The 17,196-nt window shown below is 65.6% G+C and carries 11 protein-coding genes; 8 read left to right on the forward strand and 3 right to left on the reverse strand.

The annotated features are described in order from the left end of the window. Positions 1-272 precede the first annotated feature (272 nt). From B5V03_RS30455 to B5V03_RS30470, 4 genes are all read left to right on the forward strand, one after another. Positions 273-1,787 (forward strand): caspase family protein, encoded by a 1,515-nt coding sequence (locus B5V03_RS30455; protein WP_129274082.1) that lies wholly within the window; start codon positions 273-275, stop codon positions 1,785-1,787. A gap of 147 nt (positions 1,788-1,934) precedes the next feature. Then, complete coding sequence (locus B5V03_RS30460; RefSeq protein ID WP_164988390.1) at positions 1,935-2,609, forward strand: OmpA family protein; 675 nt, start codon at positions 1,935-1,937, stop codon at positions 2,607-2,609. A gap of 158 nt (positions 2,610-2,767) precedes the next feature. Continuing rightward, complete coding sequence (locus tag B5V03_RS30465) at positions 2,768-3,697, forward strand: efflux RND transporter periplasmic adaptor subunit (protein WP_129274084.1); 930 nt, start codon at positions 2,768-2,770, stop codon at positions 3,695-3,697. Further along, positions 3,697-6,840, forward strand: a complete 3,144-nt coding sequence (locus tag B5V03_RS30470) for an efflux RND transporter permease subunit (protein ID WP_129274085.1) — start codon at positions 3,697-3,699, stop codon at positions 6,838-6,840. Before B5V03_RS30465 ends, B5V03_RS30470 begins: the two co-directional genes overlap by 1 nt. 74 nt (positions 6,841-6,914) lie before the next feature. On the opposite strand, the gene B5V03_RS30475 is transcribed toward B5V03_RS30470, so the two are convergent. Beyond that, complete coding sequence (locus B5V03_RS30475) at positions 6,915-7,589, reverse strand: Crp/Fnr family transcriptional regulator (protein ID WP_129274086.1); 675 nt, start codon at positions 7,587-7,589, stop codon at positions 6,915-6,917. 235 nt (positions 7,590-7,824) lie between these two features. Between B5V03_RS30475 and B5V03_RS30480 the strand changes: the two genes are divergently transcribed. The 3 genes from B5V03_RS30480 (at position 7,825) to B5V03_RS30490 (ending at position 13,694) form a co-directional block, all read left to right on the forward strand. After that, complete coding sequence (locus B5V03_RS30480; protein ID WP_129274087.1) at positions 7,825-9,918, forward strand: AsmA family protein; 2,094 nt, start codon at positions 7,825-7,827, stop codon at positions 9,916-9,918. A gap of 236 nt (positions 9,919-10,154) precedes the next feature. Next, positions 10,155-12,602 (forward strand): adenylate/guanylate cyclase domain-containing protein, encoded by a 2,448-nt coding sequence (locus B5V03_RS30485; protein ID WP_129274088.1) that lies wholly within the window; start codon positions 10,155-10,157, stop codon positions 12,600-12,602. 264 nt (positions 12,603-12,866) lie between these two features. Beyond that, a complete protein-coding gene (locus B5V03_RS30490) occupies positions 12,867-13,694 on the forward strand; it encodes a hypothetical protein (RefSeq protein WP_245502376.1) in 828 nt (275 codons plus the stop codon). 62 nt (positions 13,695-13,756) lie between these two features. On the opposite strand, the gene B5V03_RS30495 is transcribed toward B5V03_RS30490, so the two are convergent. Beyond that, positions 13,757-15,040 (reverse strand): Spy/CpxP family protein refolding chaperone, encoded by a 1,284-nt coding sequence (locus tag B5V03_RS30495; RefSeq protein WP_164988391.1) that lies wholly within the window; start codon positions 15,038-15,040, stop codon positions 13,757-13,759. A gap of 267 nt (positions 15,041-15,307) precedes the next feature. Continuing rightward, positions 15,308-16,270 (reverse strand): LysM peptidoglycan-binding domain-containing protein, encoded by a 963-nt coding sequence (locus B5V03_RS30500; protein ID WP_129274091.1) that lies wholly within the window; start codon positions 16,268-16,270, stop codon positions 15,308-15,310. Between the two features lie 185 nt (positions 16,271-16,455). Between B5V03_RS30500 and B5V03_RS30505 the strand changes: the two genes are divergently transcribed. Next, entirely contained in the window at positions 16,456-17,154 is a 699-nt protein-coding gene (locus B5V03_RS30505; RefSeq protein ID WP_433995351.1) for a hypothetical protein, read from the forward strand. The last annotated feature ends 42 nt before the right edge of the window (positions 17,155-17,196 follow it).

Raw genomic sequence — 17,196 nt, forward strand, 5'->3', positions numbered from 1 at the left:
GGCCTGCAATGTGAGACCAATCACACTATCGTCTCCGTCGCTGCACTAACATGGCATCCGTAAGGCCCAACCGGGTCGTGTCGAGTGCAACCATGACAGTTCGTTCATTCCCCTCGCAGCGCGCCCACGCATCGCGGTCAATTGTCGCGATAATGCCGAATCTCCAAGCGGTTGACGCCCTCCTTCCCCGGTTTGATAATGCACTTTGCGTAAGTTAAGGTCGCCGCGGCGCAAGCTGGTAACGGCGCCTTTTTGGCTGGACCGCGCTCATTATGAAAATTCGCTTCCTTGTTCTTCTGCCCTTGCTCGCTTCGCTCGTCCCGGCCGCTCCATCCCTGGCCGCCAGCGACCGCTTTGCGCTGGTGATCGGCAACGCCAAATATCCGGACGCGGATGCCCCGCTGAAGGAACCGCTCAATGACGCGCGCGACGTCGCCGACGAGCTCAAGCGCGACGGCTTTTCCGTCGAGATCGGCGAGAACCTGACCGGCGACGGCATGCGCCGCGCCTTCGACAAGCTCTACGGCAAGATCAAGCCGGGCTCGGTGGCGCTGGTGTTCTTCAGCGGTTTCGGCATCCAGTCGGCGCGCCAGAGCTATCTGCTGCCGATCGATGCACAGATCTGGACCGAATCCGACGTGCGCCGCGACGGCGTCAGCCTCGAGACCGTGCTCGGCGAGCTCAACACCCGCGGCGCCGGCGTCAAGATCGCGCTGGTCGACGCCTCCAGGCGCAACCCGTTCGAACGCCGGTTCCGCAGTTTCTCGGCCGGCCTGACGCCCGTTATCGCGCCGAACGGCACGCTAGTGATGTATTCGGCGGCGCTGGCCTCGGTGGTGTCGGATGCCGGCGGCGAGCACAGCCTGTTCGTCCAGGAACTGCTCAAGGAAATCCGCGTCCCCGACCTGATGGCCGAGGAAACGCTGAACCGCACCAAGATGGGCGTCACCCGCGCCTCGCGCGGCGAGCAGGTGCCGTGGATATCCTCTTCATTGGCCGAAGATTTCTCGTTCATTCCGGGTGCTGCCGGGTCGCGCCCTTCAGCGGCGGCACCGCCGCCTCCCGCGCCGCCGCCGGTGGTCGCCAACAACCCGCCGCCGGCACCGCCATCACCGCCTCCGCCGCCGAAGCCGGCCGATCCGGTTGCAGCTCCTGCGGCTCCGCCCGCACCGGCCCCCTCGCCGAAGCCGCAGGTCGAGGCCGCCCTGCCCCCGCCGCCGCCACCGGCGAAACCGGCCGATCCTGCTCCCGCGCCGAACGCGGATAGCGGGCCGAACCCGGCCGTGCTGGCAGAGGACCCCACCATCAAGGGCCTGACGGCCAAGATCGCGGCCAACCCTGACGACGTGAACGCGCTGTACCGGCGCGGTCAGGTTTATGCCAGCAAGGGTGCCTACAACCTCGCGATTAAGGACTTCGACGACACGCTCCGGATCAATTCGAAGGACGTCGAGGCGCTCAACAACCGCTGCTGGACCCGCACCGTGATCGGCGACCTCCAGGGCGCGCTGAAGGATTGCAACGAGGCGCTGCGGCTGCGCCCGAACTTCGTTGATGCGCTGGACAGTCGGGGGCTCGTCAATCTGAAGTCGGGTGCGGTGAAGAACGCCATCGCCGATTTCGACGCGGCGTTGCGGATCAACCCGCGCCTGACCTCCTCGCTCTTCGGACGGGGCATCGCCAAGCAGCGCAACGGCTCCGCCCAGGAAGGCGCGCTCGACATCGCCAATGCCAAGGCGATGGACCCGAACATCGTTCAGGAATTCGCAAGCTACGGAGTACGCTAGTATTTTTTTGAGTTGAGGCCAGAGGCGCCTCGAACCCTCGGCGGCCCGAGACCGACTAATGGACGGATGCCGCAGGCGGCCTTTCCGGGGGGGCCTATTGCAGGAATTTTGGAACCAAGCAGGTTAGCTGCGCAGGAGGGACTGGCAATGAGATTGGCTGCAAAAGGATTTACCGCGATCCTGTCCATCATCACCGTCGGCGCCGCTCTGTCGCTGACGATCCCGCTCGCGTTCGCCGGCGATGACGGCAACAGCAAGAATGTCACCGAGGACGAGATCGTGCGCGCGCTGGCACCGCCGCCGAAGAAGCCGCTGACCCGCGGCCTCTCGATCGCCGCCCCGCAAGCCGATCCCGCCCCGAGCGCGGCTGAGACCAAGCTGATCCAGTCCGTGCGCGGCCGCTCGACCCGGTCGCTGTCCTCGACCGAGCGCGAGGAAATCGCTTCAGTCGCCAAGGACAAGCCGAACATCGATCTTGAGATCACCTTCGACTACAACTCCGCCAATATCAGCACCAAGTCGCTTGCCTCGGTCCAGGCGCTCGGCCGCGCGCTGACCAGCCCCGACCTGAAGGGCTCGACCTTCGTGGTCGCCGGCCACACCGACGCCGCCGGCAGCGAAGGCTACAACCAGGATCTGTCGGAGCGCCGCGCGGATTCGATCAAGCGCTATCTGGTCGAGAAGTACAGCATCACGGCGACCGATCTCGTCACGGTCGGCTACGGCAAGAGCAAGCTGAAGGATCCGAGCCAGCCGATGGCGGAGGTCAATCGCCGCGTGCAGGTCGTCAACATGGAAAACAAGACCACCGCATCGAAGTAAGCACGACGCAATCGTTTGAAGTGACCCGTCGTGATGTGGTGTAAAGTCATGCTTCCAAAGCGCGTCCCGCAGCCTTGCGGGACGCTGCTTTGTTTCAGGGAAATGCTCTCAGCGGGCCTCGTGCGGACGGCCGTGAGCCAGGCCAGGATGATCCGGCGATGAACCTCTCCGACTATCTCAAGCCGGCCGGAACCGTGGTCTTCGTCGTGGCCCTCGGCGTCGGCTATTATCTGTTCGAGCATCGGAAGCGCCCCGAGGCGAAGGAAACGCCGGGCGAGGCGCTCGTCATCGTGACGAAGTCGACCAATGCCTGCTTCTCCGACCTCGTCCGCGTGACCGGCTTCTTCGTACCGCGCCGCGAGGCCGTGGTCGTCGCCGACCAGGAGGGATCCAGGGTCACCGACCTGTTCGTCACCGAAGGCACCATGGTCACCGACAATCAGGAACTGGCGCGCCTGACGGCGCCGCCGCAGATCCCGGGCCAGCCGCAGCGACCCGGTCCGCAAGGCCCGATCTCGCTGAAGGCGCCTGCGCCGGGCCTCGTCACCGAGGTGCGCACCATCGTCGGCGCGCCCGCCTCGCCGCAGGCCGGCCCTATGTTCCGCATCGCCGTCAACAACGAGATCGAGCTCGACGCCCAGGTCCCGGCCGTGCACATGCCCAAGCTCAGCGTCGGCGCCACCGTCCGCATCAGCCGCGACGACGCGCCCGATCTGATCGGGCGGGTCCGGCTGGTCGCGCCCGAAATCGACCGCGCCACGCAACTCGGCCGCGTCCGCATCAGCGTCACCAACAATCCCTCGCTGAAGGTCGGCGCATTCGCCCGCGCGTCCATCGACGCCAAGCGAAGCTGCGGCGTCGCGGTTCCCAAGACCGCGATCGACCATCTCACCGTGCAGGTCGTCAAAGGCAACATTGTTGAAACGCGCAAGGTGCGGGTCGGACTGACGTCCGACACCGCCACGGAAATCCTGGAAGGGCTCGATGTCGGCGAAATCGTCGTGGCCGACGCCGGCTCTTCGCTGCATGACGGCGACCAGATCAAGACCATGTTCGCCGATGAACTCGATCGCACGCGGGTACGCTAATGGCTCTCAATATCTCGGCATGGTCGATCCGGAATCCGCTGCCGTCGGTGGTGTTTTCGATCATCCTCCTGATCCTCGGCTGGACCTCCTTCACCAAGCTCGCGGTAACGAGGCTGCCATCGGCAGACATTCCCGTCATCTCGGTCGCAGTGTCGCAATTCGGCGCGGCGCCAGCCGAGCTTGAATCCCAGATCACAAAGACGATCGAAGATGCCGTGTCCGGCGTGGAGGGCGTCCGGCACATCACCTCGCAGATCACCGACGGCCTGTCCGTGACCACCATCCAGTTCGCGCTGGAAACCAACACCGACCGTGCGCTCAACGACGTCAAGGACGCAGTGACGCGGGTGCGCTCCAACCTGCCGCAGAACGTCACCGAGCCGCTGATCCAGCGCGTCGACGTGATCGGCCTGCCGATCGTCACCTACGCCGCAATCTCGCCCGGCAAGACGCCGGAGCAGCTCTCTTATTTCGTCGACGACGTCGTCAAGCGCGCGCTGCAGGGCGTGCGCGGCGTCGCCCAGGTCGAGCGCATCGGCGGTGTCGAGCGCGAGATCCTGGTCTCGCTCGATCCCGACCGCTTGCAGGCGATGGGGTTGACCGCCGTCAATGTCAGCCAGAGCCTGCGCGGCACCAATGTCGATGTCGCCGGCGGCCGCGCCGAGATCGGCAAGAACGACCAGGCAATCCGTACCCTCGCCGGCGCCAAGACGCTGGGCGATCTCGCCGGCACCATGATCCCGCTGTTCGGCGGCGGCGAGGTCCGGCTCGACGACCTCGGCACCGTGACCGACACCATCGCCGACCGCCGCACCTTCGCCCGCTTCAACGGCGAGCCGATCGTCGCGCTCGGCATCAAGCGATCCAAGGGCGCCAGCGACGTGGTGGTCGCAGCCGCCGTTCAGAAGCGGATCGACGTGCTCAAGGCCGCCTACCCCGACGTCGACCTCAAGGTGATCGACACTTCGGTCGAATACACCAAGGGCAATTACGAGGCGGCGATCTCGACCCTGTTCGAAGGCGCCATCCTGGCCGTGGTCATCGTGCTGCTGTTCCTGCGGGATTTGCGCGCCACCATCATCGCCGCGATCTCGCTGCCGCTGTCGATCTTCCCGGCGTTCTGGGCGATGGACCTGCTCGGCTTCTCGCTGAACCTCGTCAGCTTCCTCGCCATCACGCTGTCGACGGGTATTCTCGTGGACGACGCCATCGTCGAGATCGAGAACATCGTCCGGCACATGAACATGGGCAAATCGCCGTACCGTGCCGCGCTGGAAGCCGCCGACGAGATCGGCCTCGCGGTGATCGCGATTTCACTGACCATCATCGCAATCTTCGCGCCCGCGAGCTTCATGTCGGGAATCGCCGGACAGTTCTTCAAACAGTTCGGCATCACCGTCTCGGTACAGGTGTTCTTCTCGCTGCTTGCGGCGCGCTTCGTGACGCCGGTACTAGCTGCCTACTTCCTCAAGCACGGCAATCACGAGGAGCCGCCGCCCGGGCGCGTGCTGCGGTCCTATCACGGGATCGTAGCCTGGTCGGTGAAGCACTATTTCATCACGGTGCTGATCGGCTTCGGCATCTTCGCCGCCTCGATCTGGAGCATCACGCTGCTGCCGCAGGGCTTCCTGCCGGCGCAGGACAGCGCGCGCTCGCTGCTCGCCCTCGAGCTGCCGCCGGGCACTCAGCTCGCCTACACCGAAAAGGTCACCGAGGACATCGTCGCGCGCCTGCGCAAGCGCTCCGAAGTGAAGAGCATCTTCGTCGATGGCGGACGCGTTCCACCGGGTACCCAGGAAGTCCGGCGCGCCTCCCTGATCATCAACTACACGCCCAAGGCCGATCGCGACATCACCCAGCGCGAGCTCGAATTCTCGATCAGCCAGGAGCTGGAAAACGTTCCCGACATCCGTTTCTGGTTCCTCGACGAGAACGGGCTGCGCGCGATCGCGCTCGTCGTCACCGGCGCCGACGCCAATATCGTCAACAATGTCGCCAGCGAACTCGCGACGCAGATGAAGCGGATTCGGATTATCTCTAACGTGATCTCGGAAACCACGCTGGAACGGCCCGAGCTGCGCGTCGAGCCGCGCGCCGATCTCGCCGCACGGCTCGGCGTCTCGACCGAAAGTCTGTCGCAAACCATCCGCGTCGCGACCATCGGCGACGTCGGCCCTGCACTCGCCAAGTTCGACGTCGGCGACCGCCTGGTGCCGATCCGCGTCCAGCTCGAGGATGCAGCGCGCGGCAATCTGAAGACGCTCGAGCAGTTGCGCGTACCGCTCGGCGAGCACGGCGAGAAGGGCGGCGTGCCGCTCTCGGTCATCGCCGACGTCAAGCTCGACCAGGGTCCGACCAGCATCAACCGCTACGACCGTGAACGGCAAGCGACCGTCGCCGCCGACCTCGTCGGTTCCGCCGCGCTTGGCGATGCGACCAGGATGATCGACGATCTGCCGGTGAAGAAGAGCCTGCCACCGGGCGTGAAGGTGAACCCCTCGGGTGACGCTGAAAGCCTGGCCGAGCTGTCAGGTGGCTTCGCCACCGCCATCACCGCCGGTCTGATGATGGTCTATGCAGTCCTGGTGCTGCTGTTCGGCACCTTCCTCCAGCCGATCACCATCCTGTTTTCGTTGCCGCTCTCGATCGGCGGCGCGATTGCGGCCCTGCTCATCACCGGCAAGCAGCTCACCACGCCGGTGTGGATCGGCATTTTGATGCTGATGGGCATCGTCACCAAGAACGCGATCATGCTGGTGGAATTCGCCATCGAAGCCATCCACGCCGGCAAGCCGCGCGACGAGGCCATGATCGACGCCGGCATGAAGCGCGCCCGCCCGATCGTGATGACCACGATCGCGATGGCCGCCGGCATGATGCCGAGCGCGCTCGCGGTCGGCGCCGGCGGCGAGTTCCGCTCGCCGATGGCGCTCGCGGTGATCGGCGGCCTGATCTTCTCGACCATCCTGTCGCTGGTGTTCGTGCCCGCGATGTTCATGGTGATGGACGATCTCGGCGCCCTGATCTGGCGTTTTGGAAAGCGGCTGATCGTGCATAGTGAGGATGCGGAGACCGCCGGTCATCACGAAGCTGCGGATGCGGCACCAACGCCGAGGAACATCGTGCACCCCGCCGCGGAGTAGGGCTCGGAACGAGCCGGCTTAGAGGCACACGGTGGCGCAAGTCCCATCGTCCCAGCGAAGTGAAGTTGCCCGACCTACTCGTTCCGCGCGATCGCCGTCAGCTTCGTCATGTTCCTCAGCAAGATGCGGCCGCGCTGGAGATCCAAAATCGCTTCCTTGCGCCAGGCCTGAAGCTGGCGGTTGACGCTCTCGCGGGCGGCGCCGACGAAGACGCCGAGCTGCTCCTGGGAGATGTGCACCTCGGAGCCGAAATCGGCGGCGAGCGCGCAGAGACGTCGCGCCAGGCGAACCGGCAACGGCTGCAGCATGGATTCCTCCATGCGCTCGCTCTGCCAGCGGATGCGCTGGCACAAGAGTGCGATGATCTTGATCGCGACCTTCGGCTCGCGCTCGAGAAAGGCGAGAAAGTCTTCGCGCCGCAGCACGAACAATTCGCTGGCTTCGCCTGCGGTGGCATCCGCAGTGCGGCTCTGGCCATCGAGCACCGCGACCTCGCCGAACAGATCGCCCGGCCCCATGAAGTTCAGCGTCAGCCGGCTGCCGTCCGAGGCTCCGGTCTCGATGCGGACCTGGCCGCGGCGCACGCCGAACAGCGCGTCCCCGGCGTCGCCCTTCTGGAACAGCACCTCGCCATTCCCCAGATGCTGGGTGTGGCAGAGATTGGACAGCCGCTGGAGCTCGTCCGCGCCGAGGTCGGCGAACATCGGGTTCATCTTCAGGATGACCGCAAATTCGGCCTGCTTGCTCATTTCAACTTCCTTGTGAACTTGCTTGTCAATTTCGTCGTCAAATCGTCTGGAACCGGCAACGTCAGAATCGCGTAAAACCGCGCCGGAGAAGTGTGTCATAAGTCACATAACTTTGCAGCACCCCCAGACTATTTTTGACCGCTTGGAGCGGCTTGCCGTCCCGGGATAAACTCACGCGCAACGGGCGGGCAAGCGGCCGGGTTCGGCGCCGTTCGTCCGTCGTTGGAAAGTCGACATGAGAGCAGTGAAATTCGCCGGTGCCGCGGTCGCCGCAATCATCATCGTAATCGCGCTTCTGCTCGTGGTCGGGATCCCCTCGGGCTTCCTGACCTCGACCATTGCCGCGCGCGTCGAGAGCGCGACCGGCTATCGCCTGTCGATCGAGGGCACCACCAAGATCAGCCTGTGGCCGACGCTGAACGTCACCTTGAACGATCTGACGCTTGCCGACCCCAAGGACCGCAGCGGCATCACGCGCCTCACGATCGACAGCGTGCAGGCCGACATGTCGCTCTCGAGCGTTTGGTCGGGCAGCCCGAAGATTAGCGAGCTCGTCGTCACCCATCCCGTGCTCTACCAGCCGCTGCTGCGCGAGCGCCTGCCAAATGCGGGCGCCTCGTCGAAGCCGCTCGCGCTCGACGCCAATGGTGCGACCATCGACCGCGTCAAGGTCACCGACGGCGAGGTCGCCTTCGCGCGGCTGCGCGATCGCGTCGAGGGCCGCATCAGCGCCATCAACGCCGACGCAATCGTTGGCCGGGATCGCAAGGTCAACATCACCGGCACCGCGCGCGTCGGCGAGCACCCGACCAAGTTCGACATCAAGGCGACGACGCCGGCGCCACCCGCCGATCGGCCGACCGTTCCGGTGGATTTCGCCATCGACATGCCCGATGTGCTGAAGTCTCAGCTCGCAGGTCACGCCGAGATGCGGCTGAGCGGCGATCTCGTGATGATCAATGGCGTGAACGGCACCCTCGGCAATGGCGCGTTCAATGGCTGGGCTTCGGTCGACATCGCGAGCAAGCCTCTCGTCAAGGTCGATCTCGACTTCCAGCGGCTCACAATTCCGCTGGCCAAGTCGCCGAACGGCGCGCCCGGGCAACCCTGGAGCGATGCACCGATTGACGTGTCCGGGCTCAATTATGTCGATGCGCAGTTGCGGATCTCCGCGAACGAGGCCGTGATCGGCGATGCGCGCCTTGCGCCGCTGGCGCTCGACGCGAAACTCGCCGGCGGCGTGCTGAAGGCTGGCACCGCCAATCTCGGCGCCTATGGCGGCCAGGTCTCGGGTGAGGTGATTCTGGATGCGACCTCTGGCGCGCCGAGCTTTGCGATGCATTCCGACCTCGCCGGCGTGCGCGCGCTGCCGCTGCTCCAGGGCCTCGCCGAATTCGACCGGATCGACGGCAAGCTGCAAGCCAAGCTCGCATTGCGCAGCGCCGGCACCAGCCAGCGCGCCCTGATGGCGAACATGCAGGGCACCGCCTTCGTCGCTTTCCAGGACGGCGCCATCCGCGGCATCAACGTCGCGCAGATGATCCGCTCGCTGACATCGGGCACGCTGTCGGGCTGGCAAGACAACCAGAACAGCAACCAGAACAACAGCCAGGAGCAGAGCACCGACCTGTCGCAGCTCTCGGCCTCCTTCCGCATCGACAAGGGGCAGGCCGTTACGACCGATCTCAATCTGATCGGGCCGCTGGTGCGCGTGACCGGCGCCGGCACGATCGCACTCGACACCAAGATGATGGGTTTTCGTGTCGAACCAAAACTGGTGATGACGACCGAAGGCCAGGGCCGCACTAACGAGCCGGTCGGCTTCGGCATCCCCGTGATGATCACGGGCAACTGGTCGCAGCCGCGGATCTATCCTGACATGGCCGGCATGCTCGACAATCCGGACGCCGCCTATGCCAAGCTGCGCGAGATGGGCAAAGGCCTGTTCGGCCCTGATGGTGCCGGGCTCAGCAATATTTTGGGTAGCCTCGGACTGGGAGGTGCAGCCGCGCCGGGTGGCGGCAACGCCGCCGGCAATGCCAATCCGCAAACCCAGCAGCCGGGACAGAACAATCTGCTCGGCGGCGGCCCCTTGGGCGAAGCGATCGGCAATCTGATCCAGCAAGGGCTTTCCAGCGGTGCGGCAACTGGCACGGGCAATAACGCGGGCACCGGCCGCAGCCGCAGTCTGCCTGCAGCGCCCTCCACACCGGCGCCGCAGGCCTCGCCCGAGCCCCCGGCCCAAGGTCAGGGTCAGGATAACCCGCCGGTGGCGCATCAGGACAGCCAGCCGATGAACGACGTGCTGCGGCAGCTCTTTAATCGATGATGGGCGGACCAACGCTCTGGACTCCACGCCAATCCCTTACATCGGCGCTCCCATCCGCGGCTTCCTCCGAACGGATGAGACCGCAACAATTCACCACCCTTCCGGCCCAGACCGGCGCCGACAGCGGGTAACCACGCCGGCCGGTCCACCCGCCCCCCGGCCCAAATTGTGGTAGAAGGACGGCTGGGCCGTACGGCCCGTAGCGCCGGCGTCGATGGCGGCGCGAGAGGAACGGGATGGCGGGAGCGAACGACAAGACACGGTTTCTGCGCGAGGGCCTGTTCGCCAAATATGTCGTCTCCCTCGTCGGCCTCGTCGTGTTCGTGCTCGCCGTCAACGGCGCGATGGAGACCTGGATCTCCTATCGCGCCACCAAGACACAGCTGACCGACGGCCTCGAGGACAAGGCGCAGGCCGCGGCCCGGCGGATGGAGCAATCCGTCTCCGAGCTCGAGCGCCAGATCAGCTGGGTGACGACGGCCAGCCGGGACACGCTCGAGAAGCGTCGCGCCGACTACGCCCAGCTCTTGCAGCAGGTCTCGGTCGTCAACCAGCTGTTCCAGCTCAACGGCGACGGCCGCGAGGTGCTGCGCGTCTCGCGCCAGTCGACCACGACCGGCAGCAATGCCGATCTCTCCCGCGACATCCGCTTCACCGACACGGTTGCCCGCGGCGTCAGCTATGCGCCGGCCTGGTTCGTCGACCAGAGGCCGATGATGTCAATCTCCGTGGCGCATTCCGGCTTCAACGCCGGCGTCACCGTCGCGGAGATAGATCTCAACTTCCTCTCCGACTTCCTGTCCGACACCCAGGTCGGCAAGGCGGCCTTTGCCTATGTGGTCGATCCGCGCGGCCGCGTGCTGGCGACGTCGTCGAAGGGACCCGATGTCGGCAAGGACCTTTCGAAGCTGCCGCAGGTGGCGGCCGCGATTGCGCCCGGCGGCGCGCCCGACACGTCGGGCACCGACTTCAACGGCCATTCGGTGCTATCAGCCGCGAGCACCGTGCCGAAACTCGGCTGGAGCGTGCTGTTCGAGCAGCCGACCACGCAGGCCTTGACGCCGATCCGCGACCAGCTGGTGCGCATCGCGCTGCTGATCGGCATGGGACTGATGGTCGCGATCCTCGCCGGCACACTGCTGGCGCGCCGCATGATCATCCCGATCACGGCGCTGCGCGACGGCGCGCACAAGCTCGGCGAAGGCGATTTCAACCACCGCATCGAGGTGCGCACCTCCGACGAGCTGGAAGATCTCGCCGGCCAGTTCAACCGCATGGCCGGCCAGCTCCAGGAAACCTATTCCAATCTTGAAACCAAGGTGGACGAACGCACCCGCGATCTCGCGCAGTCGATCAACGAATTGAAGGTACTGGAAGAGGTCGGCCGCGCGGTCGCCTCCTCGCTCGATCTCAACGCCGTGCTGCCGACCATCGCCGCGCGCGCGATCGAGATCACCCATGCCGACGCCGTGCTGATCTACGGCTACGATGCCGAGACGCGCCGCTTCAACCTGGTCGAGGCCAACGGCATCGACAAATCGGCCGAGGGCGCGCATGTCACGATCGGCGAAGGCGAGAACATTTTAAGCGATGCCGCCGCGAGCTGTGAGCCGATCGCGATCGCCGACCTCGACCATGCCGCCGAGCAGCCGCTGCGCGACGTCGCGGTCGAGGCCGGCTTCCACTCGGTGCTGGTGGTGCCGCTGGTGGACCAGCAGGGCACGCTCGGCTCGCTGGTGGTGCTGCGCCGCGCCAGCGGCGAGTTCGCCGGCAGCGTCACTGGATTGATGCGCACCTTCGCCAACCAGGCGGTGCTGGCGATGCGCAATGCGCGGCTGTTCACCGAGGTCGATCACAAGAGCCATGCGCTGGAGGCGGCGCACGAGACCGTGCGCGCCCAGGCCGACAAGCTCAAGCAGCAGACCGAGCAGCTCAAGGACTGGAACAAGTCGCTGGAGGAGCGCGTCGCGACCCAGCTCGGCGAGATCGAGCGCATCCGCAAGCTCGAGCGCTTCCTGGCGCCGCAGGTGGCGCAGCTGATCGCCTCCTCCGACAGCCCCGAAGGGTTGCTCACCAGCCAGCGCCGCGAGGTGACCGTGGTGTTCTGCGATTTGCGCGGCTTCACCGCCTTCACGGAAGCGACCGAGCCGGAAGAGGCGATGAACGTGCTGCGCGAATATCACGCAGCCCTCGGCAAGCTGATCTTCAAATATGAGGGCACGCTCGACAAATATGCCGGCGACGGCGTGATGATCCTGTTCAACGCCCCGATCCAGTTCGAGGACCACACCCAGCGCGCCGTGAAGATGGCGGTGGAGATGCGCGACACCATCGGCCCGCTGACCGAGCGCTGGCGCAACCGCGGGCACAGCCTCGGCTTCGGCATCGGCATCGCGCTCGGCTATGCCACGCTCGGCCAGGTCGGCTTCGAGCAGCGGCTGGAATACGCCGCGATCGGCAGCGTCACCAACCTCGCGTCCCGCCTCTGCGGCGAGGCCAAGCCCAACCAGATCGTGGTCAGCCGCCGCGTCTACGGCATCGTCGAGCCGTTCGTCGAAGCCCGCGCGCTCGATGATCTCCAGCTCAAGGGGTTCAATCACCCCGTGCTGGCGATGGAGATCTTGAGCTGGCACGAGGAGGGGGAGAATGTTGTGGATGCCTCGGCCGCAAGGCGGCGGGGATAGGCGTCCGAAACAAAAGTTCGAAAACAACCCCATGCACAGTAGGCAAGGCACTGGCTGGTCTTGCGAATCCCTGAGCGATGCGGATTTTTCGAAATATCCTTTGGCACGTCGGGCAAAACACTGGCAGAATGGCATCATCTCCCATACCCCCACGAACCACATCGCGGTTCCCTGCGACTAACCATCGCCTCAACGGCGAGGCTGGACTTCGGATGGGAGAGACCTGTGGCGTTTGCCTTGCCTTCGCGTGCGTATGATTTGCAGATGCTGGACCGTCCCGTTGACCGCGCGCGTGACCAGGGCTGGGTCTATGGGTTGCCGCCGGGCATTGCGAGCGAGCAATGGCCGCTCGATCCCGTCACCGGCTTTCCGTTGATGCACGGTTTTACGCTAAAACTGCCGGGGGACTATCGCGTCCATGGCGAGGACATTGTCGCGGTGTCGTTCTTTGCGACTGCGCCCGATCACAATGACGGCGGCGCGCCTGATGATCCTGAAATCCGCGAAGCGGTGATGGCGCGGCCAACGCATCCGCGGCTGTCGCGCATGACCGATATTCTCGATTACGAATATGCGGCGCTGCTGCTGACCAACGCGGAATACGAAGGCGCATTCGCGATGCCACCGGCGCCGCTCGCTCTGGCGACAGCCGATCGGCCGCGTTGGATCGATGTCGGCGGCGCCTGCGCGTTCTTCGAGGCGGCAGCGCCTTATGCGAAGAAGATGTTTGCCACCTCGCCGCGCACCGATCTCAGCGAGACCCGCGCGATTGCGCTCACACCCCGCGCGAGCGATCCCAATGCCGGCAAGGGCCCGCAGGACGAGCACACCAGCCGCAATCCGCCGACCGGCTATCAGCCCTATTACTACTATGTCGGCGGCGTGCCGAGCCGCGACAATTTCCGCCTTCACGACTGGGGCAAGGACCACGCCCACAACCATCTCGGCGGCACCATGCGGCCGTGCCAGGCGGTGCCGGAGATGAGCCCGTTCTACATCGAGTTCGAGGAATATTTTGGCGGCTATAATTTCGGCGGCGGCAACGCGCAGCTCGATTTCAGGGACATGAAATTCGACTGGGCGTGCGGGTAGGTTTTTGCTTGACGCGTTTTCTTGACGCGAACCGGTATCCACTTCGCTCGAAAACGCTCTAGTCACACCCCGCGCTTCGGTCCCATCGCCTCGAAGCCGGCCTTCTGCTCGTCGCTCAGATCCGCCTCGAAATCGTCGAGCGCATCACCGATGCCTTTCACGGCCTGCAACATCGTCTCCAGCCGCGCCTTCACGGCCGAGAGGCGGGCCTGTGGTGTCGCGGCGGCCTTGGTCGGGCAGGCGCTGAGCGTCTCCATGGTGCGCAGCGTGGTGTCCTGGAGCACGTCGAGGCGCGCGCGGGCGGTGTCATCCAGCTTCAGCGTGGACGCGATGTCGCTGGCCGGCCATTGCTGCTGCACGAGCTGCTCATACTGGCGCTGCACCTTGACGTCATAGCGGGGATCATTGTCCGGATCGCAGGCGGCTTCCGCCCGCGCGTCCTTGCGCTGGCCGGCTGCGAGCGCGGCGCGGCGCTCGTTTGCCAGCGCGTCGAGTTTTGCCTTCTGGCCGTCGTCGAGAAGATCGACAAACTTGGCGAGCGGCGGCGCGATCGCGTCCGTCGCCTTGATCATGGCTTCGAGGCGGTCGCGCATCAGGCCGAGGCGATCCGCTGCGGTTGCGGGCACCTGCGTCGGGCAGGCCGCGCGAATGCTGTCGCGGGCAGCGAGCCACGCGGCCCTGAGATCGTCGAGCGCGGTGCGCTGCAATTCGCTCAGTTGCACGGCGGCGGCGATGCGATCCGCGGGGAAGCCTGTGGGATCGCTGACATCGCAGATGTCTTGCGCCGACGGAATTTTGCGCGCGCGCCGGCTTTGCGGGGCGGTGTAGGCGGCAAGCTCCGTGGCCGCATAGGGCGCGAAGATCGCGGCGTAGATGTCGCCATAGCCATAGAGCGAGATGCTGGTGGTATCGGCGAAGATCACGGCATTGGTCAGATCGTCATGCGCGAACGGCCAGAACACCGGGCCGGCCCAGCCATAGCTGCCGTCGGGATGACGCCACCAGCCTTGCGGGCGGCGGCCGCCGCGCCAGCCCGACAGCGCAGCCTGCGCTGAGAGCGCCGCGCGCAGGATGTAGGGGTTTGACATCTGCTCGCGCTCGGCGCCGCGGGGATCCTGACGAGGATCTTGCGACCGCAACGCGGCAGAGCGATAGCGCCCGCCCCGCACCGCCATGCGGGCATGACGCAATCGCGACATGCCGATCACGTGGCCGACAGCGAAGCGCGCCACGCCGAGCGGGCCACCGCGAATCCCGAACTGCGCTTCGGCCCTGTCAGGCAGCAGCACTGCGGCAATCACGAGGGCTGCGCCGGCCAACGCCAGTCGCATCCGTGATCCCGACATGATCGCTGACCTCACCACCTTGGCCCTCCTCCAGCGCCAGGCGCGTATCACCGCACATTCCAATGACGCGCGAGGGAACCAAAGGTTCCGGGAGACGACTGCCAAAGCGTCGCGGTTGCCTTACCCCGCCCCGCTTGAGGTCTGTTGATGAATCTCGCGCGCGGAGAGAGCCCGTCACCCGACGCTCTCAGCGCGAGCGAAGCTCGTCGCGGCCCCGTAAGAACGGGGCGAGGGGGAGGAAGGACGCCAGTCTCGAACCGTCGCGCTTCACTGCGTCTTTTGCGGCAGCACGACGGTCTGGCCGGGATAGATCAGGTTGGGATTGCGGATCTTCTCACGGTTGGCATTGAAGATCACCGCGTAGCGGGCACCGTCGCCATAAGCGAGCCGGCTCAACGTCCAGAGGCTATCGCCGCGGGACACCACCCGGCTGCCGCCGGTCTCCGCCGGCGTCGTGTTGAAGACGTCAGCGGGCGAGGCCGATGCGACCGTCGCAGCGGCCGGCACCCTCGCCATGACCCTGGGTTTGGGCGCGCCCATCATTCTCGGCCGAACCGCGGACCTATCAGGCGTCGCGGTCAGGCGCGGCGCCGGCAGGGATGCGACGACGTCCGATTTGTCGTCCGGCTTTGCCTGCTGCTTCGCGGGCGCGGCACCACGCGCGGGCGGCGGCGCGGCTTCGGCGACGGTCACCGGCATGGTGCGGGCAGACTGCGTGACGGTGCCGTCGGGTGCCTTCGCGCGCAGGGTCAATTCATAGGAGCCTGAGGGAAGCTGCGGCGGGGTCATGACGAACTGGCCGGAGGCATCGGCCGTCACGGTGTCGAGCGTCTTGCCGTCGCGCAGCAGCTCGACCTTGGCGCCCGGCGCGGCCTGGCCTGCGATCACCGCGGCTTCGCCATGGTCGTCGACGCGGGCAACATCGAAGCGGGGACCGGCATCCGCCACCGCCGCCGGCGGCTTGACCGGCGCGAGATCGGCGAGCGCGGTCGTGACCTGCTTCTGGGTCTCGGCGAGCGGCGCCGCAGGCTGTGCGGCGGCAAGTTTCGGTTCGTCGGGCTTCGGCTGCGACTTTGGTTCGGGCTTGGCGTCCGGCTTCGCTGCCAGCGCGGCCTCGGTGCTGGTCCCGCCCGGCAACAGGCGGCGCAGCTCGGTGGGGCCGATCACCAGCACGGTGCCGACCAATGCGAGCAGACAGAATGCAATGAAGGCCTTGGTAGCGGTGATCATCAGAAGCGAACCTCAACGAAGCCTAGACGAACCTTGCAAATCAGCCGAGGCCGGCAAATTGCGCCGATTTGGCAACGGCAGCAAGACGCTCAAAGGGATGATCGCCCCCTCAAATGAACCGGCACGGCCTTGCCGGAGTCAAACGAGCGAGGCCGCGACGCGGCATTTTTCTAAGGATTTTCCCGGTGAACCCATTTCGCCACCCGGCGCCATGGCTGGCGCTCGCCCTGATGCTCGCCGCCGCCCCCACGCTCGCCGCCTCCGGCCCGCCGCCGGGCTTCAAGCTCACCGACAATGCGGACCTCGCCTTCACCTCGCCCGACGGCGCCACCAGGCTCGAGCAGTATATGAAGGACAGTGAAGACCTTTTCGACGTCAAATGGCAGGTCTGGGCCCGGCGCGGCGACCAGATGACGGAGCTGAAGCCCGAGCAGGGCTATGGCGCCGGCTTCCGCTTCACCAGCGATTCGCAGTGGCTGGTGCGGATGCAGAAGACCGGCTCCGGCGAGCAGGATCTGTTCCTCTACCATGTCGAGAACGGCGCCTTCGTCAATGCAACGAAGAAATCGCTCAGCGATCTCGCCTGGGACTATTTCTACGCCCGGCCGGAGACGAAGCATTTCGCCAAGCTCGACTATCACATCACCGCCAATCTCATGAAGGGCACGGAAGAGGGCTATCGCTGGCTCGGCGTGGACTGGCCCGACAACCGCTACCTCGTGATCTCGCTCGGCGGCGAATTCGACAAGCACCCGAAGAACGTCGCCGTGAAAGGACTGGGCGGCTGGCAATGCCGCTATGACCTCAAGACCGGCAAGTTCGACGTGCCCAAGATGTTCGCCAAGGAAAATGCAGAGGCGCTGAACTGGGAGGTCCGGCGGTAAGTGCTTTTTCCGCCGGTCGGCGCGCCAACTGCCTGATTCTGC

The sequence above is a fragment of the Bradyrhizobium betae genome (genome assembly GCF_004123905.1).
Classification (GTDB): domain Bacteria; phylum Pseudomonadota; class Alphaproteobacteria; order Rhizobiales; family Xanthobacteraceae; genus Bradyrhizobium; species Bradyrhizobium betae_A.